The sequence below is a fragment of the Salinispira sp. genome, from assembly GCF_059431795.1.
Map to the genome: position 1 here is coordinate 1 of NZ_JBXWXS010000030.1, position 23587 is coordinate 23587.

Consider the following 23587-nt stretch of genomic DNA (forward strand, 5'->3'; position numbering starts at 1 on the left):
ACCAAATGGCAACAGTTGGAACTCGTTGAAGCTGGACGAGCCTTTAAGGACGGACTGCTAGTTGAGGAGTCAGCAGCCTAGAAAAAATTCCGAGGGATTGCTCATCCACTCAGATTGACAGTATCCCGTAATCGTGTTCACGACAATCAGTTTACTCATCTTGATCTCCGGTTGTGCATCGAACGGTCCGGCGATTGATATAGACAGTTTGCCAGAAAGTTTTGAAAACCAGGTCACAGTATTATCGAGCGGGTATTCCACCTCAGCAAACCTCAATTACCTCGCCACATTCCCCGCAAATAACCAGGATAGCGGACCACGCAGCCTCATCGTATTTCTCCATAGTCTTGAAGAAAGGGGTGATAGTTTACAGCTGGTATTCGACAACCCCGATGGGGAAGGTCCCGGATTGGCGAAGATCGCTGTTGAAGATCCGGATTTCCCCTTCATCACCCTCTCGCCCTTGTGCCCTGACGGGACCTATTGGACCTTCCTGCATAGGAGGCTCGGCATCTTAATACGGGAGTTTATTCAGAAGGAGAATATCCATCCAAACCGGGTCTACCTCAGCGGCGTCAGTATGGGAGGTATGGGAACCTGGTCTTTGGCCACGGCGCAGCCAGAGCTCTTTGCAGCAATCGCACCGATATCAGGCGCAGTGTATACGCCTCCTATCCGACCCCGATTTCGGCGAATAGCCGACATCCCCGCCATGGTGTTTCACGATACCGATGATCCATCCATTCCTTTCGTAAAGGCTGAAAACAGCGTGCAACGATTTCGAAACGCCGGTGGAACTGTCGTGTTCGTACACAATAACACCGGTATGCACTATATCCATTCCGAGGTATATCGCAGCGAACAGTTTATCGATTGGCTGGGTGGGATTTCCTCCGACTAATCAGTTGCGACCAGCTCAATCAACACCCGGGCGAATTCCTCAGGTTGATCGAGAAACGGCGTATGCCCCGTACCGGGGATGGTAATCAGCTGCTTTACCGGCGCATCGATGTAATCGCTGGCCTGCACGACGAGGGAGGCGGTTCTCGCTCCATGCAGAATCTTAGGCATGGTTGTTCCCGGCTGCGGCGGTATTCTCTCCTCCGCGGGAATGGTGCACCAGACGACTGGATATCGCACTGATATAGGAAATCGGAAATAGCAATGCGCTGATCAATACGATGATTAGGGTGATCATCAAAACAGCATCGGGATCGCTCACACCCGGGATTATGCCCACATTGCTGACGAAGAGGGCAAATATCATCAAGACAACCCCGAGCCCGAGGGTATAAGGCCATATTGTCGCAAGACTCCGGCGAAAACCTGGTCCTAAAACCCGATCCCACCAGGAGAGGGAGCTGTTCATCCTTGTTCCGAACGCCCAGGCGGGTATGAAAAATGCGACCTGGCCGATGCCTCCGCCAGAGAGAAATGAGGCGATAAAAATCATCAGGAATACCGTTGTCCCGTGCCGGCGGCTCAGGAACCAGATCGACCAGATAATCGCGGCGACACCGAATACCGTCGCGAAGATGCCGGTTAGCAGATAGGTCGGGAAGATGGTAAACGCCTCTTCGGTACCGTGCACCCATAATCGCTGTTGAGGACCAATGGCCTGAATCACCAGGCCCGAGACCGGTTCATTCCCCTGGAGCATCTCGAATATGCCGTGTGCGATGCTGCCGATGCCGAATACGATTCCCTCAAACATCAACACAGTTCGAATGGGATGTTGCGATAGTTTTTTCATGTTCATATGATTTTCCTCAGACCTCTTCTGGTAAAACCCCGGTGCAATGGATATCTGTTACCAGGCGGCATAATTTTGGTGATTCCCTGTCGCCTATTATCTGGCTGCAGGCCAAAGCCTTGTTGCTCACTGATTTTTAACACCAGCTAACATGTTTCCATGCTACCATATCAATTGATATCGGAGGTTAGATATTCATGAAAACACTCGTGGCCTATTACTCAGGAAACGGAAGCAATCGATTTCTTGCCGAGAAAACCGCCTCGGATCTTGATGCCCAGCTGGTCGAACTCGTTCCGCGGGTGAAAGGACTGGTAATCCCGGCAACGTTCCTGAAAATAGGTTTCGGGAATCGGAACATCACTGTAAATCCCGCGAGCTACGATTCCATTATCGTCTGCGGCCCAATATACATGGGGAACCTTGCGGCACCCTGTTACCATTTTATCAGGAAATTTGGAAAGTCAGCAAAAACGCTCAATGTGATTACCTGCTGCGCCAGCAAGGATTCTGCCAAAGATGAAACCTTCGGATATAATCGACTTTTTACCAAACTCCGGGGAACCGGTATGGTGAACGGTATATGCCAGGCATTTCCAGTAGAATTGGTGGTTCCGCCCGACCAGCAATCCGATGACGAGGTCATGATGAATACCCGTTTGAACGAAGAAAACTTCAACGGCGAAATTCATCGAAGGCACCAGGAGTTTATTGCGGCGGTTTCAGCCTAGAAGAATACGCAAAAGGTTTCCCGGTGGATCAGTCAAGTCGTTCAAGTCCTTAGCCCGGTGGATCAGGATTTGTTTCCTTAAGCCTGTTCGCTGAATGCCCCGGGGGAATCGCTTCGAGTATATCTCATTCCAGATTTTCTCGGTCTCTTTATCCTATACATCGCTTCTTAAATCTCTTTATATAAATGAATTACCAAATATAACCAACAATATCGAAAGAAACCTAAAACTTCCTGCATCCCCTTCTCAGCCGTACATAGGGTCGGACCGGAAGCCAGAAGGGCTGAGGACCTATCCCGAATAGGTCAGAGGTTCGATTCAGGGGCGTACCGCAGCGTCATAATGCCGTTGGCAGGAACGCTCCAGTCGCCCTCTTTGGCACGTAATCCTCTATTTCAAAACGATTTATATCATTTTTAAAAGTCTATTTACTCCAACGACGTTTGAAGTATCAACTATGCATCAAAAACTCATCCGCAAATTACGAATTATCCAATGCTTGATTTTCTTTGGCGGGCATTTGATTTGTATTGAATGCTCTGAAAATTTATTGATTCTCGCTTCCTGGAAAAATGGTGTTTCTTCATTGGATTCGCTCTCAACATTATGTTTCCGCAAAATAACGGGACACTACCGGCAATAAACATTTCCAGTAAACGCTGCCAAGCTTTTCAGCCGCCTACGGAAAAAAGACCTTCCTTCGTCACCCCGAACACTTATTGCACAGACCATAGCATTCAAGCAGATGTCCACTGAACTTCCGCCCGTAGCGTTCCTCGAGACGGGGTAGAACTTCATGGAGCACGCAATTTTCGATCTCCTGAACCTGGTGGCAACGGGGGCAGATAATATGCGCATGATGACCGTCCGCAGCCATCAGGATGTAGCTCGGGGTCTGGGATTCTACGTAGGTCGGCCGTAGGATAGACATCCGGGTGAGAAAATCCAGGGTTCGGAACACCGAGGTCCTGGAGGCGGTTCCCCCGGAGGCTTCAATCCGCTCAATTATTTCCCTGCTCGTCAGATGCTCCGGGGACTGGCAGATGATGCGCAGGATCTGATCTCTGGCCGGGGTGATTCTCTCGCCCCGGTCGAGGATACGGCGAAGGCATTGCTGGTAAACGTTTTCCCATTCCATCATACGGATTGTAGCAGACGGGAGCGTCTCTTGTCAGCTCCGACAGATTGCGATGGGCAAATCCACGTCCGAGCTATACCAAAGCCTGCATCAGTTGCTGATTCAGACCTGCAAAATCGACATCCTGTCCGATGAACACCAGCTCCTGGCGCTTGTCCCCCCAAGGCTCTTCAAAGGCTTCGAGAATCTGCTTCCGGTGCTCTTCACCTTGCGGCCACTGGGAGCGATCAACCGCCGACCACCAGAACCCGGCGGCTTCGAAAAAGCCTTTCTTTCCGGAAATGCTCAGAAAGTAGGCCGATTCGGGCTCATCGTTGAACCAGAAGTATCCTTTGGCCCTAATGAGACCCTGTATTCCCCCCGCAACGAGTTTGTGGAATTTTTCGCGATCAAAGGGACGGCGCTGCCTGAAGGCCCAGCTTGAAATCCCGTATTCCTCAGTTTCGGGAACGTGTTCGTTTTGAAGCTCCTCTTCCCAGGCATCGAGAGATTCTCCCCATTCCCGCGTATAGAGTCGGGTGTTCATGATCAGGAAGGGATCGATGTTACCGTTGAGAATGGGGATGATTTTCGCCGTGGGGTTCATCTTTCCCAGTAGCGCTGTCAGGCGCGCCAACTCTTCCGGCTCGACCAGATCGGTTTTGCTGACGAGGATGACATTGGCAAACTCGATCTGGTCAGTGAGAAGCATCGACAAGCTGCGTTCGTCTTCGTCGCTGACCGCCATGTTCTTATCAGCTAGACTCGTGGTCGACAGCAACATCTCCCGGCACGTTGACGCGTCCACAACGGTTACCATGGTATCCAGCCGGGTGAACTCCTCCAGCGCCGCACCTTCGTATTCCCCGAGTTCAAAGGTTTGGGCTACAGGAACCGGCTCGCTGATCCCCGAGCTCTCGATCAACAAGTAGTCGAACTTGCGTGCATTGGCCAGGTTGGTAACTTCCTTGAGTAGGTCATCCCGGAGGGTACAACAAATACAGCCATTGGACATTTCAACCAGTTGCTCATCGGTGCGGCTGAGTTGGGCTCCTCCGTCCCGAACAAGGGCGGCATCGATATTCACATCGGACATATCGTTCACAATGACCGCGACCTTCACTCCGTCGCGGTTGGTAAGAATATGGTTTAAAAGGGTGGTCTTTCCAGCCCCCAGAAAGCCGGACAGCACGGTGACCGGTAGTTTATTGTCGTGTTTCATACCGTTGAATTTACTGGTACTTTGTTTCATTGTCAATACTTTGTTTCACAACATGATTGGAGTGGTTCGCTGTTCAGTGCATGTGTCGAAACCGGGAGTTATAGATAACGCCAGCAGAGCAGTATCTGCGGTAATTTATCGCTTACCCTTTAGCAATCGAGAAATCCATATTTATCTCCGGAGGTACTCCAATTATCAAATGCGGGCTATTCCGAATAGATCCAGAATGGAACTCCTGCCAGAAACGAATTACGGCCAATAAACCAGTTAGTAGTTCTCATTCCAATCTAATCATGGTTTTGCGCGATTTATGGTAAGTATATACTCAATCCTCACACCATTCTTCACGGTTAGCTATTTCATCTATAATCCCCCGCACGCCGAGATTATCCCCGGGGCAGAGTCGCATCAACCTCAAGGCGATGTAATAGGCTTTTTCAAAATCCTTCATCCGCCATTGAGTCAAGCATAGTCCATGAAGAGCCCGTAAGTACGGCCTGTTTTCCAGGCAGTCCCAGAGAATAACACCATCAAAATCTTTGGGCAGGTTTTTCTCGGCGATGGAGATGGCGACTTGAAAGCAGTTTCTGGCATTCTCCAGTGATCCTGATGAATCCAGGTAAAGATTACCGATATGCACCAGAGCATCAATACATTGGGGATAATCTTCCCAGAGTCTGGTGAGAATATCATAACGTTTTTCCCATGTATCAGCTTCGACGGCATCGAAAACAGGATCCTCATCTGGCTCATAAAAACCAAACCCTGAGTAATCTTTGAAAACATATTCCAGCCTCAAACCCTCGGCCAGGTAATCGGGAAAATACTCAAAGGCTTCCTCACCAAAAGAGTTCCGAGGATCCCAGAGCCCCAGGGTCTTATAATCATGCCCGGGAATGTTAATATTTCCCACAATGAACTCAGAACCTTTCACCGTGCCGGAGAGATAGGTGTTCTTCTTGAAGCTCCATTCCTTTTCCACCTCCAGGACGACGGTGTTCAGTTCACAGTTCAACATTCCCACAGAGGTTTTAACAGAGACGATCTGTCCACTATCCAGGTCTTTGGCCCTGAACCCGGTATTGGTCAGTTTTAGAATGATCAATTTGCGTAGTTGGTTATTCATTTCAATTCCTTCGCTTACTTTTAAGGCTATACAGCATCTGCATTGAAAGCCTTATTTATACTATAGCAATCATACGTCAAGTCTTGTTGCACTACATTTGACGTATGCTCCTGTTGGGATCGATATAGTTAGTACTATGTCGGATAATCGTCAAGTAAATACAATGCCATCGTTGGAACACTTCCATCCGCGTTCGGCAGGATGTCATTATTAGGAATTAGGGATCTCTTGTGAAGGGATATAATCCCAGCTCAATCTGTATTTTCAGGTCATATGCTTAGGGCAGAACCCGAGGCACAATCCCGGACAGGTCGCAGGTTCGAAAAAGATGATTTCCAAGCAATGTACGGTGGTAAAAGAGTCTATGTGCAGTTTTGGAAAATAGCTACATATGCTCGGCAATTCGCAGATTGGCTTCTGCAGCCCATTGGGCCGCATCGGCCAGGTACTTCCGCTTTATCGTACAACTGAATTGGGATAAATGACCTGGCAGTACCGGAAGCTTGCTGATTGATGCGGCAGTCTGAGCATTAATTTCCAGTTTACCACTGAACAGGCGTTTGCGAAAAATAACTTTTATGAGTTCGCTGAAGTGAATATCCTGAGTTTCCAGGCCGCCCTTCGGCGATTCTGCCCAATCATACATCCGCCATTCAAACCGCACTCCATTTTCTCCAAGACCCATGCTTCCCTGAACCACATTGAGTCCCAGCTCCAAATAAAAGGGGAGAGACTGATAGATTTTTCCTATGGCTGGCAATCCGGTGTTTTGTTCATTCATAATGTATATTGTAGATTGATATGAGCTAAACGCCAATACTGATGATATATACTTGATCTATTGCCCAGCGCAAAAATTTTGCGGTCCTATCATTGTTATGCCTCGGGGAGTACTCTGGAAATAATGCTATGCTTATTCATAAGGAGAGTTTTCCTATGAAGAACCTGGGGAAAATACTGGAAGGCCAGATATTCCAGACAATGATCCCAGTCATCGGCGTGGGAGTTTTTGTCACCATGATAGAAGAACATCAGACTATTAACAGCGATCTGCTTATACTCGCAATGCTTAGCTCACTGGCTCATCAGCTTTGGGTAGTTTTTCTTAGGAGGCCTCCTGTCAAGAGTTATTAGATTCTACTTTCAAAGAGAGTCTTCAAATTTCTGCACCATTAAGACTCGCGGTGCCATCACATGTAGTTCCCTGTGTCAGAATAGTGGTTGTCTAAATTGTGACTTACTGCCCTCTTCACTTTTTCACACCAAGGCCTTACCTTTGGAATATAGCAATTCATACATAAAGGAGCATCTCATGAAAATTGAACTGAACAGCGGACATACAATTCCCGCACTTGGACTGGGCACATTTCGCGCTAAAGATCAGGAAGTTTACAAGGCCGTCCTACACGCATTAGAAGCAGGGTATCGCCATATCGATACCGCAGTTGCCTACGGAAATGAGGAAGAGGTAGGAAAAGCGATTTCCGACAGCCCAGTTCCCCGGGAAGATATCTTTATCACTACCAAAGTCTGGAACAGCGCACACTCAAAGCAGGAAGCGGCGAAAATGATCCAAGAGTCCCTGCAGAAGATGGGGCTGGACTACATTGATCTGGTTCTTGTGCACTGGCCGTGGACCCATGAGCGTAATGCGGCGGTGTATGAGGCAATGGAAGATGCTGTGGATGCGGGCAAGGTCCGCTCCATCGGTATTTCAAACTTCAACATTCACCACATTGAGAGATTGCTGAAGACGGCTCGTATCACACCTGCTGTAAACCAGATGGAATGCCATGTGCATCTGCAGAACACCCGCCTACAGGAGTACCTGGACACCAAGGGCATTAAGCTCGAAGCATATGCTCCTTTCAAGAGCCATCACATCGAAGATATTCTGGATAATGACACCCTGAAAAAGATAGGTGATGCTCACGGAAAGACTGTGCCGCAGGTGTCACTTCGCTGGATGTTGCAGCGTGGAATTATTGTGATTCCTAAGTCTGTACATGCCAACCGCATCGATGAGAACCTTGATGTGTTTGACTTTGAGCTCACAGAAGACGAAATGCATGAAATTCGAAAGCTTAACCGAGCCCATCGGGCATTCCCCGAGCCTGACAACGTAGATTTCGGTTTTGTTGATCTATAGCATGATCTTGTCCGGCTGGCCATTGTCTGCGGGACCGACCATGTCGGCTCAGCATTGTTCGGACAGCCTCCAGAAGAAGCCGCTACCCGGACGTACTGCCATGCAAACCCCTGAGACCCGTAGACCTCAGGGGTAACAAGCAAAGAGTTTATCAGCCTCTGAAATCCGGGGAAAAGCCCCGTCGGAGCATGTTCTCGCTCACCGCCACTGGATGTACAAAGTTAAAAAGATACTCCTGGCCGCCGGCTTTGGTGCCCTGCCCCGAGAGTTTGAAGCCGCCGAAGGGCTGGCGGCCCACCAGTGCTCCGGTGATGGAGCGATTAACATAGATATTTCCCGCTTCCAGATTTTCACAGACCAGGTCTATATGTCCCCGATTACGGCTGACGATTCCGCCGGTGAGGCCGAAATCCACTGAGTTGGCCATTTCTATCCCTCGGCGGAGGGTATCGGTCTTCATCACCGCCAGAACCGGACCGAAAACTTCCTCCCGGGCCAGACGGTGTTCCGTGCGGATATCAGCAAAAATGGCTAGATTGTCTTTGACAAGCATTTCCCGGCCTTCCTCTCTTCCGATGGCGATATATTCGGCAATTTTCCGTTCAGCCTCAGAGCTAACCGGAGGTCCAAGGTAAGTTCCCGGATCTTCCGCCGGTCCCATGATCAGGGAGTCGGCGGCGGCGACCAGACGGTTCAGGAATTCATGGTACAGTGATTCATGCACAATGGCCCGGGAGGCGGCGGAACACTTTTGCCCCTGAAATGCAAATGCCGACTGGAGCACGGCTTCAACCGCCACATCAAGATCCGCATCGGCATCTATAATGATTCCGTTTTTCCCACCCATCTCGGTAACCGATGAGCGAACATGCGGGGGTTGGGGCTGCTGCCTGGAGAGGGTTTCAATAATCCCCATCCCCACTTCCTTTGAACCGGTGAAGGCAATACAGTTAACCCGCAGATCAGAAACCAGGGCCGCCCCCACAACCTCCCCTTCACCCGAGAAAAAATGGAGTATTTCCTCAGGCACCCCTGCTTCGATGAGAATTTCATACATCAGCCGGCCGGTGACCGCACTCTCCTCAGCGGGTTTATACAACACCCCGTTTCCCGTGACGAGAGCGGCGCTGGTCATGCCGGTGCTGATGGCTAGAGGAAAATTCCAGGGAGCGATTACCCCCACAATCCCCCGGGGACGGTAGCTCAGAGTGTTCCGTTCACCGGCAATACCCGAGAGCGAGCGATGAGCAAACAGCCTTTCCGATTCGCCGGCATAATAGTTGAGAAAATCAATGGCTTCACAGACATCATTATATGCCTGGTCCCACTGCTTCCCCACTTCCAGTACCTGTACCGCAGCAAGTTCATAGATTCTCCGGCTCATGATGGAAGCCCCGCGACGCAGAATTTCTGCCCTCCGTGGAGCATTGGAGGAGCTCTTCCAGGCCGGAGCGACTTCTTCGATATCATTGATTGCTTTGCTCAGGCGGTTTGAAATTTGATTTTTGCTGATATCCTGGATACGCTCACCTACGCTTTTCATTACGCTTCCGGCGTTTTTCACTGACCGGGAAAACGAACTGCGTACCGATTCCAGACTGAAATCCGCAGGGGGATGATTGATGAAATACTGCCCGTCGGGATGAAATAACAGCCGGGAAGAGGAACCCGTGGGCGCTGCGAAAATATCTTCCGGTGCTGCGGCTTGAATGAACTGAAGCCGAACCATCCCGTCTGTTGCGGTATTTTCCACCAGACGGCGTACAAGATACGCCATTCCCGGAACCATTGGTCCGTAGGGGGCATAGAGCCGTACGGTAATTCCCATGGCAACCAGAGCCTCGGCCATTCCTGTTGCCATGCCGTTGAGCATCTGAATTTCGTACTCATGGGTAGAAAGGCCGGCTTCTGAGGCCAATCGGTTCGCTTCCGCTGCAGTTCGCATATTGTGGGTGGCTGCGGCCACCCTGATCAGGTCGGAATTTTCAAAGAGAATGGCAAGGTTCTCCTCATAGGCGGCGTCAGTCATATATTTTTCTTCAAAAACCGGTGATGGCCAGCCATTCTCCTGGGCAAAAATACGCTCATACTCATAATAGGCGCCCTTCACCAACCGGACCGTGAAGCGGTGATTACCCTGCCGGGCGAATGCCGTCAGATCTCTGAGATCAGCTTTGGTTTCCTTCAAATAGGATTGAATGGCAATTCCCAACTGATCATATGAGCTTTCTGACACAAGCTGTTTGAAAGCAGAAATAGTGATATTTTTGTACACCCGCTGTTCCATATCAACATGAAGAAAACCATCTGCATCCTTCACTGCCTTAAGAATGCGTTTCAGCCGGGAGACAAGGACATCCACACTTTGCTGGAAGTTCAGGGGGCCGATTTGTGAGTAAAGACTTGTAGGTTTGACGGTTATGTGCACCGGCAGCCCGGCAGCGCTGAGAGCATCCACAGCTTCCAGCTGTTTCTCCAGATACATTTCCGCCTCTTCCTCAGAAAGTGTAGCTTCTCCCAAGGTATCCAGGGTGTAGAGAAAACCCCTGTCCGCCATTATAGAAATGGAGGTTACAGCCTGATTCAGGTCCCGGCCGCATACAAAAGAGGCAAATAACTCCGAAAGTAATTCGGACAGCCGGGAGCCGTTGAGCTCCATAAACCAGGGCGGAGCATCCGTCCCGGCAAAATACTCATCCCGGTACTCTTCCACCTGGCGGACACCGTTGAGAACAGGATACACATCGATGAAATACAATAGAGCCGCCATAAACTGATGATGAGCGGCGGCATGAAGCAGCACCCTTCCGCCGGCTGTGCCGGCATCGAACAGGGGATCCTTCCGCAACATAGTCCGTGTATACAACTGCTCCCTGAAGTTCACCTGTTTTGCCACTTATCCTCCAATGCAATACGCCGCCGGCCGGAACTCCTCACAATACTCAAAAGCATATAAAACGCTTCCATGGGGCAAGGCCGATTCAGATATGGAGGGCCCAATATAGCCGCAGAATATGCGGAGGCGATTTTCATTCCAGGATGAAAACCTTACGGTTTTACACGCTTCTGTACGGTAAAAATCATAGCGTTGCTTTGCAAATTTTGCGAGTTTTTTCTTGACTACTTTTCTAATATTCACCGATTATGCGCGAGATGGGAAATTTCTGCCCTGTTCCATGTAAAATTTTCACATGTAGAAGCGGTCTGTGATAAAAATTGAGTTGCGGCAGATTGTCCAGGCAGAGGATGAAGGAAAAATCCCGACAAGGCGAGCAGGTGGCACAGTCACTAACCTTGAAGGAGACATTGGCCTTGAACGAGCCATTGATGAATGGAATAGTGCTACTGTTCCTCTGCGCTCAGATGGCTGCCAATCGGCTGCGAGCCATCCCAGATAATCCGGTAGCTTGCATTCTCGCTGTCTATACCGCTGATATCTGCCACCACTGCGTTCTCGTTTTCGCCCAGGTCAAACAGGGCATTATTCACCGGTGAGTCCCAGACTCCGCTCTTCACCACCTTGAACTGGGCATCGGAGAGATCGTCAATATGAAGCGCCGGGTCGAATTCCCAGGTCACCGTGCCTGCCGTAGGGCTGGCGGCCAGATAGGTTTCACTCCAGTTATCGTCTGCAGTACCATGAAAGGAGGCACTTCCCGGCAAGGCATACTGCTCGTTATCCGGCAGGTTAATAGCCGTTACTTCAGAGATATACACGGAAGACGGTGGAGGAGCCATTCCCTGCAGAGGCTGGGTGAGATCGTAAATGGCAGCAGTTCCTCCCGGCATGGTGCCGGATAGGGTGTCTGAAGAAACCGAGAGATCACCGCTCAGACCGTGTGCAGTCCACTCTTCGGTGACAGTCGCTCCGGATAGGTCGATGGATACGCTGCTATCATCATCGTTAAAATTGATTATGACCAGGGTGTGCTCACTCTCATAAGAGCGTTGAAAGGCCAGCACATCTGCGGAGCCGGCATCTACCCTGTCAAAACTTCCCCGCCGCAGGCTCGCCCGGCCATTGCGCTGAGCTGTCAGCCCGCGATAATGCTCCAGCATGCTTGCAGTATCAGCGCTCTGGTTACTCTGACTGTCCCAATCAAAGGGCTGTCGGTGCCTGCGGTCCGCATGGAAATCACCCCAGGATAATTTGTAGCCGTCTTCCATGCCGATCTCATTTCCATAGTAAATAAACGGAGTGCCGGGTCCGGTCAGCAAAGCTGCAGCAGCAGCCCGGGCTCCGGGAGTGTCTCCCATCCGATTCACCACATTATCATGATTATTGGTAAAGCTTCCCATCCAGGCAGCCGGATCAAGCTCAGCGCTTACCCAATCCCAGTGGTTGGAGAGATTCCCGGCATTGCCTGCGGAGGCGCTGTATGCAAAGGGAAAATCCAGGGTCATATGAAAGGCCGGCTGCCCGCCGCTTACCATGTAGCGTTCCAGACTGCTCTGGTTGCTGGTCCAGTTTTCGGCAACCATAAACTTGTGGTACCCTTCATTCCCGAACTCATCCAATACCTGGTCGCGAAATGCCTGAAAATAGGCAATTGTTTCGTCCTGATCCTCATAATCGTCGGTTCCGCCGCCAGTCGGGGTTGTATCCTCGTAGAGATATTTGACCGCATCCACACGCAGTCCGTCGAATCCACGGTTCAACCAGTAGATCGCGGCATTGGTTATCCCATCCTTGCCGCCCTGGCTGCGGAAGTTGATATCAGGCATGCCGCCCCAGAATACCCCGTAGTACCACTGGCTACCGCGCTGGTGCCAGACCGACTGCCCCCAGGGGCCCTGCTGGCTGCCCGGCGAATCTCGCCAGACGAACCAGTCGTCCCGGTCATTAGTCCGTGCTGCTGAGTCGCTGAACCAGCCATGCTGATCAGAAACGTGGTTGGGAACCCAGTCAAATATTACCCGCATATCACGTGCATGGGCTTCTGCTAACAGCTCGTCCACGTCCGCTTTGCTGCCGACCCGGGAATCTACTTCGTAGTGGTCGATGGTATCGTACATGTGCAGATTAATGGCATCGCTGGCGGAATCAAAAAACGGTGAAAGCCAGATCCCGGTCACTCCAAGTGTTTCTAAATATTCGAGCTTCGCGGTAATCCCGGCAATGGTTCCAAAGCGGTTGGCACTGTGATCTACATCTTCCCCTACCCGATTAAACGCGTTTACCCAGACATGATAAAACACCTCATCCTTGTACCAGTCGGATTCAGCTGCATTGAGGCTTTGTGCAGAATCGGGATTAATTTCAATCAGATCTACAAAGGTAGCCGGAGAGGGCGATGGTTCGGCTTCCAGGGGAAGGTCAGCATCCAGGGGAAGGTCCGCATCCCCGATGTTCGTGGGGTTGGAACAGGCTCCAAAGGCCACCATGAACAAGGAAACAAATAGCAAAAATATATACAGTCGGATATTCAGTTTAGTCATTGTCAGAATATAGCGCACTAACAGGATCGAATCAATTCTGCAGGACTGTGAGAGATCATTTCCTATGCCCTCTTATCACCTGTATATAGCAAATCTACACTTGACAATCGTGCATATGCACACTAATCTTTAGATTGATGGTTGTGCATATGCACACGCGGGAACGCGCAGCAGGGAAACTCTCAGGTTCCCAGGGCAGGTGCCCACATGAATGGTTCGGGAAAGGGACTCCCGATTGACTTTTGCTAGGAGGATGAAATGAATGGAAACGGAAGAGGACCGGAAAACGCAGGACCGGGTACCGGCAGAGGGCTGGGACTGTGTTCAGGCTATGCCAGAGCCGGCTTCATGAACGATGAAAAAGAGCGGCAGGGACTGGCACGACACGCCGGATTCCACCGGGGAAGGGACCGTGGACCAGGTTCAGGCCGGGGTCCTGGATTACACCGTGGACCTGGATTACACCGTGGAACCGCAGCCAGGGGCGGGGCGCCCCAAGACTGGCGGGTTGGTCTTCCCATGGACTGGCCCATGGACTGGCGCGGTGGCCGGCACGGTAATGGGGGGCAGGGATGATCATTGGGTTCTGCATCACCTCAGACAATGCTGACAGTCCGTTGGATGACCGCTTTGGAAGAGCGGCGTATTTTGCGTTTATTGATTCTGATAGCTCACAGGCGGTTGCAATTGTGGAAAATCCCGGGAAGAACGCAGGCGGTTCGGCGGGGACCGCTGCGGTACAGATATTTGCCAATCATCATGCTGATGCCATTATTGCGCCCCCGCTTGGTCCAAAGGCGGCGGATGGAGTGAAGGCAATCGGATTGCCCGTGTACCGACAGGGGAACGCGGCAACCATTGCCGAAGCCCTGGAACGCTTCAATAACGGCGAACTGGAACCGGGCGTATGACCATCGCCGTTTTGAGTGGAAAAGGCGGGGCAGGAAAAACCACCTTTTCAGTAAACTGGGCAAGCCTTTTGGGTGACGCCCTGTTACTGGACTGCGATGTGGAAGAGCCAAACTGCCATCTCTTTTTGCAGCCGACGAATGCCAAAACCCAAACTGTCACACGAAAGGTACCGGTTATTAACCCGAATACCTGCGATGGATGCGGTGAATGTGCTTCATTTTGCGCCTTTAATGCATTTATAGCCGCCGGGAAGAAGGTGGTGGTTATGGAGGATCTCTGTCATTCCTGCGGAGGCTGCGAAATCGTATGTCCTAATAATGCAATATCTTACAGGGAGCACCCCATGGGCAGCATAACCAGGGGTGAAGCAAACAATCTGCATCTTCTTTATGGCGAGCTGCTTGTCGGGGAACATTCAGGAGTGCACATTATCAACACCATGCGGAAAGAAAGCGCTGGATCCCGATTGGTAATCATCGATGCACCTCCGGGAACATCCTGCTCAACTGTGGCAGCCATAGAAGATGCGGATTACTGCGTGGTTGTCACCGAGCCCACCCCTTTCGGACTCAGCGACTTGAACATGGTGGAAGAAATGCTTCGGGAGATGGAACTGCCCTACGGTGTTGTCATCAACCGCGCGGATCTGGGGAACGCTGAGGTGGAAGAGCACTGCAATAAGCGAAACACCGCCATTTTAGGCAGCATCCCCTTTGATCGGGAGATTGCAGGAGTGAATGCCAGGGGAGGAATTTTTGTTGATGAGCTTCTCCGGCATCGGGAACATCTGCAGAAGATTAGCGAAGCGGTTTTCTTGACCATCCTTGAGGAGAACAGACATGGGGAACTATAAACCGCGGGAGATTACCATTCTTTCCGGGAAAGGGGGTGCGGGAAAACCTCTCTTAGCGCGTCTCTCCTGCCCTGGCTGGATTCAGTTGTTCTGGCGGATTGCGACGTGGACGCACCGGATTTTGATATTCTGCTCTCACCCCTGCTGAAGGAAACACGGGATTTTCAGGGGACCCAAAAGGCCCGAATTGATGCGGATCGCTGCAGCCAATGCGGAATCTGCCAGCAGCATTGCCGATTTGATGCCATAGATCAAATCCAAGGCGGTTATCAAATTAATCCCCAGGGCTGCGAGGGCTGTGGAGTCTGTGCGCTGGTCTGCCCCGAAGGGGCGGTGTATCTGGAACCTGCGGTAGTGGGTTCGGTGAACCGCTCCCAGACCCCCTACGGTACCCTGATCCATGGAAAACTGATTCCCGGGGAGGAAGCGTCGGGAAAGCTGGTGAGCGAGGTGCGAAAAACGGCCCGGGAACTTGCCATTGAAGAAAACGCGAAGATGATTATTGTTGACGGTCCACCGGGAATCGGCTGCCCGGCCATATCTTCCATAACCGGCACCGATCATGTGATTCTGGTTACCGAACCATCCCCCTCGGGGCTTCACGATCTAAAACGGGTGGTTGAAGTGGTCAAGCGCTTCTCTATTCCCATGAATCTGATTATCAATAAATGGGATCTGGACCATCAGCTTTCAGAAGATATTGAAGCGTATGCCGGAGAACAAAACATTCCGGTTTCCATGAAAATTCCCTTTCACAGAGGCATAGTGGATTCTATACTGCAGAAACAAATTCCATCGCTGGGAATGAAAGAAGAATATTCGAATTGGGGCATGGAAGAATTAATCCGTGAATTGAAGGAAGGGTAAGTGCCGGGAAGACGAAAACGGAGAAACTGCCGCTCCCTGGAAGGGGGCAGGAATTTTAAGCCGTCGGGGGTTCCATCGTATGCACTGGAACGGGTCTCAATCGATCTGGACGAGTTTGAAGCAATCAGACTATGCGATCACGAAGGAAAAAGCCAAATTGAAGCGGCAGATATTATGGAAATCTCCCGGGGGACCGTTCAGCGACTTCTGGAAAGGGGACGCTGGAAAATTACTGAAGTGCTTCTGCATCAAAAAGAGCTGGTAATACCCGAATCCGGTAGCGGTGACGAATAGTAATTTCTCCTCCTGCGGATATTACACCCAGTACAAATTTTTTCCGGCGGCTCTTGTCCATGGGGTCGCTCTGCTTTATCAATTGACGTTTTCTCAATTACGTTTTCTCAATTGACGTTTTCTCAATTGACGCTCTGGAATGTTTTGATGATATTTCCAAGATGAGACTTAGTGAACAGCTCAAAGTTTGCCCTGTATGCGGCCGTCCCTTCTCCAATAGAAAAAGATGGGATTCGAGAGGGCAGTGGGAACAGATTAAATATTGCAGCAAATCATGTCGAAAAAAACGAAAACAGATAGAACTACAATGATACAGGATATTTTGCGGCTCAGCCGGGGGAAGGCAACCCAGTCTCGCCGAGGCTCCAGAGCTGTTCCCCACCGTTTGAATCGAAGGGAGATGGAGGAGTTTCAACGGGCCGCACAAAGGGGCTACGCCGAATTTTCATATCCTCGTCAGGCATTATTAAACACCTTTACCGAATTTCAGCAAGCCAGAGGTTGTATCGCTCTTATTCACGATAAGCAAAACTCCGGCGATTACATCCACTGGAATCCTCTTAACAGCGGCGCTGAAACAACTCATCCCGATCTGCCTCAAGAGCTCCAGGAATATCCCGTCCAGGTGACAATTCAGGGGTGGAAGGTCGGCCCGGTAGACAGACAGAGGGCACGTTTAATCAGGGAGAAATTATGCACATTGATCGGGAAGAAATAGAGCAGCTGGACAGGGTATTTCGGCTGAACCTGGTGAACTCGGTTACGGGAATCAAGCCGGGAAACCTCATCGGCAGCGTTTCACAGTCCGGGTTGGAAAACCTGGCGATTATCAGCTCTGTGGTGCACATGGGGAGCAATCCTCCCCTTATCGGCTTTTTTGTGCGCCCCGGTGAGCAAACCAGACGTCACAGCTTTATGAACATTCAGGAAACGGGGTTCTACAGCATCAATCAATTACCGGCACAAATGACCGAAGAGGGCCATGCAACTTCTGCCAAATTTCCCCGTGAAGAATCGGAGTTCGAACACTGCGGGTTCACCCCCGAATATCTGGATGGATTTTCCGCACCTTTTGTACGGGAATCACAAATTAAAACCGGTATGAAATTTCACCAGGCCATACCCATCTCCGTAAACGAAACAACCCTGGTAATCGGCGAGGTGATGCACATAATCGTTGAAGATGAACTGATACACGCCGACGGAGCAATCGATCTGGCGGAGGCCGGTTCTGCGGGAATCTCCGGGGTAAGCAAATATTATTCCCTCAAGGCCATCGCCGAATATGCCCGGGCTGAAGTTCAAGATTTCCCCCCTCCAACAAAGAATACCTGAATTACGTTTCTCACATCCATCTCATAAAATCCTCACAGTACACATGGTAGGTTCAAAACCATTGGAAGCAAGTGCGTGAGTGCGCATATCTTTTCATCAGAGTTAATTTCATAAATCAGTGATTTTGGAAATTGCCAAGAGCTTTAGAATCATACTCCTCCCCTTGTTATATGGATTATGATTTCGACCCGTTATCCAGCTTCTTTGAAAATTTGATTTTGAAAGATGCTCATCAAGTAAAAATATGACTTTACCGGAGGTATTATGAGAAGTTTTCATGTTCCCCTTTTTGCCAAAGCAGGAATGATTGTCTTCGTACTCCTGCTGTCCACATTCAGCATCATGACGGTCTTCATCCAATCTTCCCTCAGAACAATAGTCGGGAATGAAAGCCGTGAGAAATTTGTCTATCGTAACACTATTATGCTGAATCAGTTGAAATCTAAGCACTCTGAGTACACCAGTGAACTGAATCTGGCTCTCAGCAGCGGAAAGGCTCAATGGGAGGGAATGAGCACCACAGAAATTTCAGATGCGATTCTCAGGGAGAAGAAACAAGAGGCCGTACGCGCAATCCGTGAGCAGTATTATGAAAATACCGGCACGGTGCATCGGGCAATTCCGATTATATTCGACAGAGAGGGTATCATAGTTGCCCATCCCCAATTACCAGGAGGCAGTCGGGAGCTTGCTCAGAGGGATTTTATTCAACGGGCAGTCTCCATGTCGGATGGATCGTTCAATTATGAAATGAACGGCACGGAGAAGTGGTTCAGTTTTAAAACCTATTACACATGGGGCTGGACCATCGGATTCATTCTTCATGAGGATGAACTCTTCGCGTCCCTGAATGAATTCCAGAGTAGACTGAATATGATTATGATACTCAGTTTCATCGCATCGGTGACCATTATTTCATTATCAATCAGACAGTCTTTAAAACCGGTAAAACTTGTGCACAGTAAAATGGGCGAAATTGCCGGCGGCGGCGGTGATTTGCGGAAAACCTTGGATATCAGCTCAAGGGATGAGATGGGGAAACTTTCCGGTGAGTTCAACCGCTTTGTATCCACCATGCGGAACATGGTAACGGGCATCAAGGAACTCTCCCAGGATACTATGCATATCCGGGATGAATTGGGAAGCAATACCGAGGAAACCGCCGGCTCTATTGAGCAGATTCACAGAACAGTGCAGTTGATGATGGGACGAATGACAGAACTGGGTGCAGAAATCGGGGATTCCCTGGAGGCAATTCAGCACATCGCCGATTCTGCAGATGCCAACAACCGTCTCAGCACGGTCCAAAACGAACTGATGGAAGAATCCGCAGCTGCAATTCAAAGCATGATGGAGGCCCTGGAAACGGTGCGGCAATACAGTCAGTCCAACAGCGGCATTGCGGAGGATCTGTTGGAAACCGCTGAGCGGGGAGGCAGAGTAATTGATGCTCTCACAAAGGAGTATCAAACCGGGGTGGCGTCCAATGTGGATCATATACGGGAATTTATTCATACCATTTCAAAGGTATCTTCCCAGATCAATCTGCTTTCCATGAATGCCGCCATTGAGGCAGCCCATGCGGGAGACTCGGGTCGGGGCTTTGCGGTGGTGGCTGAGGAGATCCGAAAGCTTGCGGAAGGCACTTCATCTTCAGCCCGGAAAATATCCGGTGGAGTAAAGCAGATAATTCACTCCATTGATGCAACGGACGGAAGGTTCCATGAATTACGGACCGCCTTCAGCCACATAGATGAAAAGGTTAAGGAAACCCTGGACTCATCCAAAAACATCCACCAGGTGAGTCTCAACATCAGCTCGGGAGCACGGGAAATGACCCAATCTTTGGAGCGTCTTACAGATACATCTCAGGATGTGAACCGGCAATCTGAGAATGTCTCTCACCAGAGCGGTCAAATTATCAGGCGGATGAAGGAGATCTCCCATCATGCCGATGAGGTGATTAACGGGATGTCGGAGGTCACCGTAGGCGCAGAACAGATCACCACGGCTATATCCGAGGTGAACCAGCTCACCATTCAGATCGGCGAAAAAGCTGAAGATTTAAATGGGAGAATTATGAGCTTCCGGACATAGAAGTTCCGGGTTTCAGATAGAGATATTCAATAGTTTGGGCCCTTTAATCCGGTAAATAGTCCCGATTAGCATATGTTCGCTCTCCGCCGGGAATACATAAAAATGAGCGGATAGTCCGACCGGCCGGGAACGCTAATGGATTATTCAGTTCGATCTTGCTGACCGGGGAGAGGTGACGGGCGATAAACTCGAAAATAGCCGATGGGAGCAAATCTGTACCCGGTGCGTATTTTCCGGATATCCTTCAAATTGAATACAAGCTGTATCGTACACCGCAGGCCCGCAAGACCCCTTTCCGGAAACACCAGGCTACATGGATTTATTCATTCTTCGCGCTATAGTAACTATGAGGATAAAAAGCCGGAACGGGGGCTGCCGCACTTGATGGCTACGACCGTTCCGCCTACACTTAATCCTGAGGCGGGCGATTATGATTAAAAGAATCATTATATTCTCCCTCGTATCTGTTCTCCTGATATCATCGTGCAGCATCTTCAAGCTTAATACCATTTCATGGGAATTCGACGAGGAACAGTTCCTTCAGTTTTCCACCAATAAGAGGATCCTTGTGGGACGTCTCATATACAGTCCGGATCCGGATGCGGGCAGTGAAGCATTCACCACATATACCATCAGTGCCAAGAAAATGAGCGGAGACATTTCCGCCGGATACGGCATGTATTTTGATGATCAGGGCGAAGAAAGCTTCTATCTTTTTCTGATCAGCATGGACGGAGCATACGCTCTTCTGAAATACAGTTCAGGTGTGCCGGAAGAACTCATTCCCTGGACATTGAGCAGCGAGGTAAAAACCCCTCCCGGTGAATTAAACGAACTGCGCATTGAACGTCCTCAGGAATCAAAATTGAACTGTACGTGAACGATGTCCAGGTGAACGGTATTACCGACGATAGCTACAGCGGCGGATCCAAAGGCTTCGCACTGGTGATAGGAGAAGGTGAGGATTTTCCCGATACTCCGGCGGATGTTCGCTTCAGCTCCCCCACCCTCACAGCCGCAAGCGTAATCAACATCTCGGAACCGATTCAGCCCCTGCCCTTATCATCCCCGGTAACCCGGGACAGGGAGAATAACGATGAAGATTAATTATCCGAACGACTTCCAGAATAAAATTGAAGAGTTGAAAACTCAGTCATCTTTGCTGATGAAAAGTATGGAGGACGGCAGCTTTTACCGTCTGAATATGATCCAGCGAAGAAGTCAGATCAGCCGGGTTAAGCATCTGTACAACGGGCTTCTGGGGTATATGAAAGTCCCGGAACTCAAGGAGATGCTCCTGGCAACCGCCCTGCTTCTATCTTCTACCGGCTGCGACCTTATAAATCTCAACCACGGCCAATCCCCGGGCAGACTCTTTAACAACAATGCACCGGATGTTCCCGAACTGGCTAACCGGTCCCAGATCACTTCAAGTATATTTCATTATGATTCCTCCGCCGCCACCGACCCCGACGGCGATACCCTTGAATACAACTGGGAATTCACCGGTCAAAACAGCGGCGCAAGCTATAAGTCCTCCTCCCCGGCCGGCAGCGTGGACCTCACAGAAGACGACATCTTCAATGTCACCCTCACAGTCCGGGATGATAAAGGCGCGGCGAACATTCAGCAGGCACAGTTCCGCCATCTTGCCCCCGCCTTTAACGGCAGCGACGGATCGGCAACCTTCGGCGGTCTGGCAACAATTTCAACGGAACCCACATTTACCTTCACCGACATAGATGATGACGGTGACCTGGATATGTTCTCCATAGAATCAACCAACTATAGCAGTATTTCCGGAAACGATTTCTATTTTCATGAGAACACGGGAAGCGCTGATGCGGCGAATTTCGCCGCGCCTATCCCGGCAAACGGTTTTCCCACTTTTATTAACCCAGCCAATGCGATGGTTAACACCGCCGGTCTGACCTTTGCCGACATGGATGGCGATGGTGATAAGGATATGCTTCACGCCGAAGATGCTACGGTTTTACTGACCGTTAACGGAGGCACAGCTTCAAATCCCGATTTCGTCACCGGTGGAAGAACCAGCCTAAGCAATTTCTCACCCAGTGCGGGAACCGAAAAAAGCGTTGCTGCAGCAGACATCGATAGCGACGGAGATCAGGATCTGCTTTTGGGTCTGGATACCGGATATTTACACTTACACATAAACCAGGGAACTCCGGAAACCCATGATTTCGGCAATGTAACTCCAGGTAATCTGCTGGATGCAGAAATGGCAACCATCAATCTTGGAACCGATGTGGTCGTCAAGTTCGCCGATCTGGATCGGGACGGGGATTTTGATATTTTCGCAAGCGTTGACGGGGGCACAATGTATTTTCTTGAAAATATCGGCACAGCGGAGTATCCGTTATTCGCAAGTCCCGTGGCCAACGGATACGGCTTATCTCCAGCGTTTTCAGGACCAATCACCATTGGAACTGCCGATATTGACGATGACGGAGATCAGGATTTTGTTTCCATACGGTATCGAAACTATTCCCCGTACTACGACGCATATATTGAATTTTTCGAAAACACCGAGTTCTGATGGCACATACTGCACAGCCTCCGGCACCTTTCACCTGCAGCTACTCGCCCAATGTTCCTGAATTCTTCAATCAGGCCGGGTGTACGCTTGTCATTTCCACCTACCAGGCGGGGAAGGTGATTTTCCTTTCCGCGCTGGACGATGAGCGGCTCATTCAGCTTCCCAGGAATTTCACCGGAGCCATGGCTTTGGGCCTGAAGGATAATAATATGGCCGTCTCTGAGGGCGGCAGGGTGGTGGTCCTCAAAGGCGATCCTTCTCTTGCCGCAGGGTATCCCCGACAGCCCGGGGTGTACGAAACCTTGTTTGTGCCCCGAAGCCTCTATTTCACCGGACAGATAAATCTCCATGCCCTGGAATGGGGCGAAGAGGGGCTGTACGGTATGAACACCCAGTTTTCCTGCATCTGTACAATAGATGAAGAATACTCGTTCAGACCCTACTGGACGCCGCCGAACATTACCAAGCTTGTACCCGAAGACCGATGTCACCTCAACGGCATGGCCATGGAGAACGGCCGCCCTGCCTACGCCACGGCCTTTAATACCGGAGATTCAAGACGCTCCTGGAAGGATGGCCTGCCCGGAGGCGGCGTACTTTACCATGTGGAGAGCGGCGAAGTGCTGCTACATGATCTTCACATGCCCCATACTCCCAGGTTATGGGACGAAAAGCTCTATGTGCTTCTGTCAGCTACCGGGGAGCTGATCTGCGCAGATCCGAAAACCCGCAGCTACGATGTGGTGAGAAAAGTCGGAGGGTTCGTGCGGGGAATGGCGAAATACGGGGATTTTGTGTTCGTGGCGTACTCCAGGCTGCGAAACAATTCTTCAATGTTTGCCGGACTGGAAATCGACCGGCAGCACAGCCGTGCTGGTATCGATATCATCCACCTGCCCACTGCCGCCAAGGTGGGCGAAATCCGATATGAAAGTTCGGTGGATGAGATTTTCGATCTGCTCATAATCCCGGAGACCCGGAGGGCCGGCATTATCAACTGTGAGAGCGAGCTTGCCAAAACCTATGTTCTCACCGAGCTTACAAGCTACTGGGTGGACACAAAAAAAACCTAGCTCCGCTTGCTGCGAGCAGGACGTTCTGAAGGCCGGGACGGGCTTTCTAATAGGCCCGA

The 23587-nt window shown here is 50.5% G+C and carries 24 protein-coding genes and 1 pseudogene; 16 read left to right on the top strand and 9 right to left on the bottom strand.

The window, feature by feature from the left end:
• The first annotated feature begins 208 nt into the window (after nt 1-208).
• Nucleotides 209-901 carry a carboxylesterase family protein gene (locus AC52PS_RS09735; protein ID WP_495562871.1) on the top strand — a complete coding sequence of 231 codons (693 nt, stop codon included), beginning with the start codon at nt 209-211 and terminating at the stop codon, nt 899-901.
• On the opposite strand, the gene AC52PS_RS09740 is transcribed toward AC52PS_RS09735, so the two are convergent.
• Both AC52PS_RS09740 and AC52PS_RS09745 read right to left on the bottom strand, forming a co-directional pair.
• Nucleotides 898-1071: an alpha/beta fold hydrolase gene (locus tag AC52PS_RS09740; protein WP_495562872.1), complete on the bottom strand. Its 174-nt coding sequence runs from the start codon at nt 1069-1071 to the stop codon at nt 898-900. The two genes, AC52PS_RS09735 and AC52PS_RS09740, sit on opposite strands and share 4 nt — an antisense overlap.
• A complete protein-coding gene (locus AC52PS_RS09745) occupies nt 1064-1753 on the bottom strand; it encodes a hypothetical protein (protein ID WP_495562873.1) in 690 nt (229 codons plus the stop codon). Before AC52PS_RS09745 ends, AC52PS_RS09740 begins: the two co-directional genes overlap by 8 nt.
• Before the next feature lie 197 nt (nt 1754-1950).
• On the opposite strand from AC52PS_RS09745, the gene AC52PS_RS09750 reads away from it, so the two are divergent.
• Nucleotides 1951-2484 carry a hypothetical protein gene (locus AC52PS_RS09750; RefSeq protein WP_495562874.1) on the top strand — a complete coding sequence of 178 codons (534 nt, stop codon included), beginning with the start codon at nt 1951-1953 and terminating at the stop codon, nt 2482-2484.
• A 703-nt stretch (nt 2485-3187) separates the two neighbouring features.
• Here the strand turns inward: AC52PS_RS09750 and AC52PS_RS09755 are convergent.
• The 5 genes from AC52PS_RS09755 to AC52PS_RS09775 all read right to left on the bottom strand — a co-directional run bounded on the left by AC52PS_RS09755 (nt 3188) and on the right by AC52PS_RS09775 (nt 6981).
• On the bottom strand, nt 3188-3622 hold the full coding sequence (locus AC52PS_RS09755) for a Fur family transcriptional regulator (RefSeq protein ID WP_495562875.1): 435 nt from the start codon (nt 3620-3622) through the stop codon (nt 3188-3190).
• A gap of 73 nt (nt 3623-3695) precedes the next feature.
• Nucleotides 3696-4823: a GTP-binding protein gene (locus tag AC52PS_RS09760; protein WP_495562876.1), complete on the bottom strand. Its 1128-nt coding sequence runs from the start codon at nt 4821-4823 to the stop codon at nt 3696-3698.
• Between the two features lie 325 nt (nt 4824-5148).
• Nucleotides 5149-5949: a tetratricopeptide repeat protein gene (locus AC52PS_RS09765; RefSeq protein WP_495562877.1), complete on the bottom strand. Its 801-nt coding sequence runs from the start codon at nt 5947-5949 to the stop codon at nt 5149-5151.
• Between the two features lie 385 nt (nt 5950-6334).
• Nucleotides 6335-6730, bottom strand: coding sequence for a hypothetical protein (locus AC52PS_RS09770; RefSeq protein WP_495562878.1), 396 nt, complete (start codon nt 6728-6730; stop codon nt 6335-6337).
• 95 nt (nt 6731-6825) lie between these two features.
• Nucleotides 6826-6981, bottom strand: a complete 156-nt coding sequence (locus AC52PS_RS09775; RefSeq protein WP_495562879.1) for a hypothetical protein — start codon at nt 6979-6981, stop codon at nt 6826-6828.
• Between the two features lie 280 nt (nt 6982-7261).
• On the opposite strand from AC52PS_RS09775, the gene AC52PS_RS09780 reads away from it, so the two are divergent.
• Nucleotides 7262-8098: an aldo/keto reductase gene (locus AC52PS_RS09780; protein ID WP_495562880.1), complete on the top strand. Its 837-nt coding sequence runs from the start codon at nt 7262-7264 to the stop codon at nt 8096-8098.
• Between the two features lie 151 nt (nt 8099-8249).
• Here AC52PS_RS09780 and AC52PS_RS09785 read toward each other — a convergent pair whose 3' ends face one another.
• The gene (locus AC52PS_RS09785) at nt 8250-10994 is read right to left on the bottom strand and encodes a bifunctional proline dehydrogenase/L-glutamate gamma-semialdehyde dehydrogenase (RefSeq protein ID WP_495562881.1); all 2745 of its coding nucleotides are present in this window, start codon (nt 10992-10994) and stop codon (nt 8250-8252) included.
• A gap of 446 nt (nt 10995-11440) precedes the next feature.
• On the bottom strand, nt 11441-13537 hold the full coding sequence (locus AC52PS_RS09790) for an alpha-amylase family glycosyl hydrolase (protein WP_495562882.1): 2097 nt from the start codon (nt 13535-13537) through the stop codon (nt 11441-11443).
• A 258-nt stretch (nt 13538-13795) separates the two neighbouring features.
• Between AC52PS_RS09790 and AC52PS_RS09795 the strand changes: the two genes are divergently transcribed.
• The 13 genes and pseudogenes from AC52PS_RS09795 to AC52PS_RS09855 all read left to right on the top strand — a co-directional run bounded on the left by AC52PS_RS09795 (nt 13796) and on the right by AC52PS_RS09855 (nt 23528).
• The gene (locus AC52PS_RS09795) at nt 13796-14113 is read left to right on the top strand and encodes a DUF5320 domain-containing protein (RefSeq protein ID WP_495562883.1); all 318 of its coding nucleotides are present in this window, start codon (nt 13796-13798) and stop codon (nt 14111-14113) included.
• Complete coding sequence (locus tag AC52PS_RS09800) at nt 14110-14448, top strand: NifB/NifX family molybdenum-iron cluster-binding protein (RefSeq protein WP_495562884.1); 339 nt, start codon at nt 14110-14112, stop codon at nt 14446-14448. Before AC52PS_RS09795 ends, AC52PS_RS09800 begins: the two co-directional genes overlap by 4 nt.
• Nucleotides 14445-15302, top strand: a complete 858-nt coding sequence (locus AC52PS_RS09805) for an ATP-binding protein (RefSeq protein ID WP_495562885.1) — start codon at nt 14445-14447, stop codon at nt 15300-15302. Before AC52PS_RS09800 ends, AC52PS_RS09805 begins: the two co-directional genes overlap by 4 nt.
• 45 nt (nt 15303-15347) lie before the next feature.
• Nucleotides 15348-16169 (top strand): annotated as a pseudogene (locus tag AC52PS_RS09810) (ATP-binding protein); the annotation flags it as partial.
• Complete coding sequence (locus tag AC52PS_RS09815) at nt 16170-16463, top strand: DUF134 domain-containing protein (RefSeq protein ID WP_495562886.1); 294 nt, start codon at nt 16170-16172, stop codon at nt 16461-16463.
• A 161-nt stretch (nt 16464-16624) separates the two neighbouring features.
• Nucleotides 16625-16774: a DUF2256 domain-containing protein gene (locus AC52PS_RS09820; protein ID WP_495562887.1), complete on the top strand. Its 150-nt coding sequence runs from the start codon at nt 16625-16627 to the stop codon at nt 16772-16774.
• The gene (locus AC52PS_RS09825; protein WP_495562888.1) at nt 16771-17181 is read left to right on the top strand and encodes a hypothetical protein; all 411 of its coding nucleotides are present in this window, start codon (nt 16771-16773) and stop codon (nt 17179-17181) included. The genes AC52PS_RS09820 and AC52PS_RS09825 overlap by 4 nt, the downstream gene beginning before the upstream one ends.
• Nucleotides 17157-17798: a flavin reductase family protein gene (locus AC52PS_RS09830; protein WP_495562889.1), complete on the top strand. Its 642-nt coding sequence runs from the start codon at nt 17157-17159 to the stop codon at nt 17796-17798. The genes AC52PS_RS09825 and AC52PS_RS09830 overlap by 25 nt, the downstream gene beginning before the upstream one ends.
• A gap of 264 nt (nt 17799-18062) precedes the next feature.
• Nucleotides 18063-19895: a methyl-accepting chemotaxis protein gene (locus AC52PS_RS09835; RefSeq protein WP_495562890.1), complete on the top strand. Its 1833-nt coding sequence runs from the start codon at nt 18063-18065 to the stop codon at nt 19893-19895.
• A gap of 430 nt (nt 19896-20325) precedes the next feature.
• The gene (locus tag AC52PS_RS09840; protein WP_495562891.1) at nt 20326-20775 is read left to right on the top strand and encodes a hypothetical protein; all 450 of its coding nucleotides are present in this window, start codon (nt 20326-20328) and stop codon (nt 20773-20775) included.
• Nucleotides 20772-21002: a hypothetical protein gene (locus AC52PS_RS09845; RefSeq protein ID WP_495562892.1), complete on the top strand. Its 231-nt coding sequence runs from the start codon at nt 20772-20774 to the stop codon at nt 21000-21002. The genes AC52PS_RS09840 and AC52PS_RS09845 overlap by 4 nt, the downstream gene beginning before the upstream one ends.
• Complete coding sequence (locus tag AC52PS_RS09850) at nt 20992-22455, top strand: VCBS repeat-containing protein (protein ID WP_495562893.1); 1464 nt, start codon at nt 20992-20994, stop codon at nt 22453-22455. Before AC52PS_RS09845 ends, AC52PS_RS09850 begins: the two co-directional genes overlap by 11 nt.
• Nucleotides 22455-23528, top strand: a complete 1074-nt coding sequence (locus AC52PS_RS09855; RefSeq protein WP_495562894.1) for a TIGR03032 family protein — start codon at nt 22455-22457, stop codon at nt 23526-23528. Before AC52PS_RS09850 ends, AC52PS_RS09855 begins: the two co-directional genes overlap by 1 nt.
• Nucleotides 23529-23587: the final 59 nt, after the last annotated feature.

Bases quoted from the DNA above. Each gene is read 5' to 3' on its own strand.
- AC52PS_RS09850 (WP_495562893.1), top strand. From the start codon at position 20,992: ATGAAGATTAATTATCCGAACGACTTCCAGAATAAAATTGAAGAGTTG.
- AC52PS_RS09805 (WP_495562885.1), top strand. From the start codon at position 14,445: ATGACCATCGCCGTTTTGAGTGGAAAAGGCGGGGCAGGAAAAACCACC.
- AC52PS_RS09750 (WP_495562874.1), top strand. From the start codon at position 1,951: ATGAAAACACTCGTGGCCTATTACTCAGGAAACGGAAGCAATCGATTT.
- AC52PS_RS09800 (WP_495562884.1), top strand. From the start codon at position 14,110: ATGATCATTGGGTTCTGCATCACCTCAGACAATGCTGACAGTCCGTTG.
- AC52PS_RS09795 (WP_495562883.1), top strand. From the start codon at position 13,796: ATGAATGGAAACGGAAGAGGACCGGAAAACGCAGGACCGGGTACCGGC.
- AC52PS_RS09755 (WP_495562875.1), bottom strand. From the start codon at position 3,622: ATGGAATGGGAAAACGTTTACCAGCAATGCCTTCGCCGTATCCTCGAC.
- AC52PS_RS09770 (WP_495562878.1), bottom strand. From the start codon at position 6,730: ATGAATGAACAAAACACCGGATTGCCAGCCATAGGAAAAATCTATCAG.
- AC52PS_RS09790 (WP_495562882.1), bottom strand. From the start codon at position 13,537: ATGACTAAACTGAATATCCGACTGTATATATTTTTGCTATTTGTTTCC.
- AC52PS_RS09740 (WP_495562872.1), bottom strand. From the start codon at position 1,071: ATGCCTAAGATTCTGCATGGAGCGAGAACCGCCTCCCTCGTCGTGCAG.
- AC52PS_RS09835 (WP_495562890.1), top strand. From the start codon at position 18,063: ATGAGAAGTTTTCATGTTCCCCTTTTTGCCAAAGCAGGAATGATTGTC.
- AC52PS_RS09830 (WP_495562889.1), top strand. From the start codon at position 17,157: ATGCACATTGATCGGGAAGAAATAGAGCAGCTGGACAGGGTATTTCGG.
- AC52PS_RS09775 (WP_495562879.1), bottom strand. From the start codon at position 6,981: ATGTTCTTCTATCATGGTGACAAAAACTCCCACGCCGATGACTGGGAT.
- AC52PS_RS09780 (WP_495562880.1), top strand. From the start codon at position 7,262: ATGAAAATTGAACTGAACAGCGGACATACAATTCCCGCACTTGGACTG.
- AC52PS_RS09825 (WP_495562888.1), top strand. From the start codon at position 16,771: ATGATACAGGATATTTTGCGGCTCAGCCGGGGGAAGGCAACCCAGTCT.
- AC52PS_RS09820 (WP_495562887.1), top strand. From the start codon at position 16,625: ATGAGACTTAGTGAACAGCTCAAAGTTTGCCCTGTATGCGGCCGTCCC.
- AC52PS_RS09855 (WP_495562894.1), top strand. From the start codon at position 22,455: ATGGCACATACTGCACAGCCTCCGGCACCTTTCACCTGCAGCTACTCG.
- AC52PS_RS09840 (WP_495562891.1), top strand. From the start codon at position 20,326: ATGATTAAAAGAATCATTATATTCTCCCTCGTATCTGTTCTCCTGATA.
- AC52PS_RS09760 (WP_495562876.1), bottom strand. From the start codon at position 4,823: ATGAAACACGACAATAAACTACCGGTCACCGTGCTGTCCGGCTTTCTG.
- AC52PS_RS09745 (WP_495562873.1), bottom strand. From the start codon at position 1,753: ATGAAAAAACTATCGCAACATCCCATTCGAACTGTGTTGATGTTTGAG.
- AC52PS_RS09765 (WP_495562877.1), bottom strand. From the start codon at position 5,949: ATGAATAACCAACTACGCAAATTGATCATTCTAAAACTGACCAATACC.